4 protein-coding genes are annotated in these 2,008 nt (G+C 26.9%); 3 read left to right on the plus strand and 1 reads right to left on the minus strand.

Annotated features, from left to right (window positions below):
- Positions 1–253 precede the first annotated feature (253 nt).
- Entirely contained in the window at positions 254–607 is a 354-nt protein-coding gene (locus GOQ24_RS12220; RefSeq protein ID WP_160339815.1) for a hypothetical protein, read from the plus strand.
- A 155-nt stretch (positions 608–762) separates the two neighbouring features.
- Here the strand turns inward: GOQ24_RS12220 and GOQ24_RS12225 are convergent, their stop codons facing one another.
- Positions 763–984: a helix-turn-helix domain-containing protein gene (locus GOQ24_RS12225; protein WP_160339816.1), complete on the minus strand. Its 222-nt coding sequence runs from the start codon at positions 982–984 to the stop codon at positions 763–765.
- A gap of 178 nt (positions 985–1,162) precedes the next feature.
- Between GOQ24_RS12225 and GOQ24_RS12230 the strand changes: the two genes are divergently transcribed.
- Both GOQ24_RS12230 and GOQ24_RS12235 read left to right on the plus strand, forming a co-directional pair.
- The gene (locus tag GOQ24_RS12230; RefSeq protein WP_160339817.1) at positions 1,163–1,561 is read left to right on the plus strand and encodes a hypothetical protein; all 399 of its coding nucleotides are present in this window, start codon (positions 1,163–1,165) and stop codon (positions 1,559–1,561) included.
- Between the two features lie 47 nt (positions 1,562–1,608).
- On the plus strand, positions 1,609–2,008 hold a 400-nt coding region (locus tag GOQ24_RS12235; RefSeq protein ID WP_160339818.1), incomplete at its 3' end, for a hypothetical protein.

Below are 2,008 nucleotides of genomic sequence, written 5' to 3' on the forward strand. Positions count from 1 at the left end.
AACTATAAATAAGCTGTTTTAGATTAAAACATACTTGTTTGTAACTGTAACTAGTAACTCTTGTTATAATAACAATATACACTCTTTTTTTATAAGCTCCCCGCACAAAGACCTCCACTTATCCTTGCAAGAGAAGTAATCTTGTCCTTATTATAAAAATCAAAAGATGCATGTATTTAAGCTAATAGCTAAATGAGATATGTTTTAATCTTAGGTCTTTTATAGGGTATTTTTAACTCAAAAATTTAATATTATGGTAAGAATTATCAACTACAAAAAGAGACAAACAGAAGAGGGTAAAGAGTTCTGTGTTTTAGAAATTAGTGGAGGAATAGAAATGATAAAGAGTAAAACCTCTAATCAATTCTATGCTACAGTTAAGAAAGCTTTTATATCATCTACATTTGATGAAGATACATGTAAAGCTTTAATAGGTACAGAAATGTCAGGTAATGTGACTAGACAAGAATGTGAACCTTATCAATACATAAATAAGGACACAGGAGAAGTACTAATGTTAACTCATAGATACCAATATGAACCTGAAGAAGTAAAAGCACAAGATCAGTTCATAGATGATTTAATTAAAAATGGAGTATCTATTTAAATACTTTATTTATAAATACACCTGAACAGCTAAAAGTTTAGGTGTATTTTATTTTTAGTGAGAATGAGTATTTACCTAAATAGTTCCCTAAATACTCTTTTTCTGCAGAAGCATTAAATATAAAGATATAATATAATAGCTATTTATGTCAGTAGCTATATTTTAGTTAAGTTTTCTAAAGGCATTTCTAGTGCAGAAGCTATTCTATAAAGTGTAAAAATGGTAGGATTGGTTCTACCTGACTCTATTCTAGAAATATTAGTAGTATCAATATTCCCCTCCATTAAACCTACTAATTCTACTTGAGACAAGCCTTTTAACTCTCTAGCTTTCTTTACATTTAGACCAATAGTTTTTAGTAAATCTTCTTTATTCATACTTGACATATTTGACAAGCTCAAGGAAAGATTTATATTTGCTTAAATTAATGTCATATATGACAATATTTAATTAGTACCTTAAAATTTATTAATAATGAATTTACTTATACAAAGACTATTTTTAATAGTTTTATTCTTTTTTACTGTAATAGGATACGCACAAGATAGAGTAAACATGAATACAAGGAGTCTACAATATCAATTACTTGTAAACTATGCTGTTGCTAGACAGAATCTGGATTACTTTAAAGCCCCTATAGCAAATGGTTTACTTAGTACAGATTTATCTAATGATGCTAGAGATGTAACATATACTTATCAAATGGCAGGCTCTGATAGGTTGTTAGTTAGTAAAGACTTTATCTCCAATGTAATAAATCAAGTGATTTTTATAATCATGCCTGAATTAACGAATGGAAATGTAACTTTCAATACATATAGTAATCTAATAAACTATTTAAATAAATCTTATCCTATAATACAAGTAAGTAAAAGTTGGGAAAAAGGAATAATGAGTATTAATATGCACCTGCAAGATGATGGTATAGCTATTTTAATAATATCATATATATAGTTGAAATAAAATAATTAACTTAACATAATTTCATTAATATAATCTAAATGGAAAGTATTAAAAAAACACCTCTATTTGAGTCACCTAGAAATTTTACAGTTAATAAATTACCTGAAGATGTAAAGAATCAATTAAGAGATATTACAGATAGTACTGCTAAAAGATTAGATAATGAATTAGGTAAAGAAGCTCAATTTGAAGATTATGTTAAAGATTTTATAGAACAAACTACTTTTAAGCAAGTAGATGAAGCATATAACTCTTTAAAACTTGCTTGGAATTTAATAGGTAGAGATATTTCTAATGCTGATGCTGTATATAATAAATTTTATAATTCAGAAGCTATACATGAAAATCTTTATGAAGCTTATTTAGAGAACTCTAATCCAATACAAAACTCTTTAATAGAAGTTGATTCAAATGAGTCTCAGTACACTAACCCTGTAG

Source organism: Myroides sp. LoEW2-1 (assembly GCF_009767705.1).
GTDB classification, from domain to species: domain Bacteria; phylum Bacteroidota; class Bacteroidia; order Flavobacteriales; family Flavobacteriaceae; genus Flavobacterium; species Flavobacterium album_A.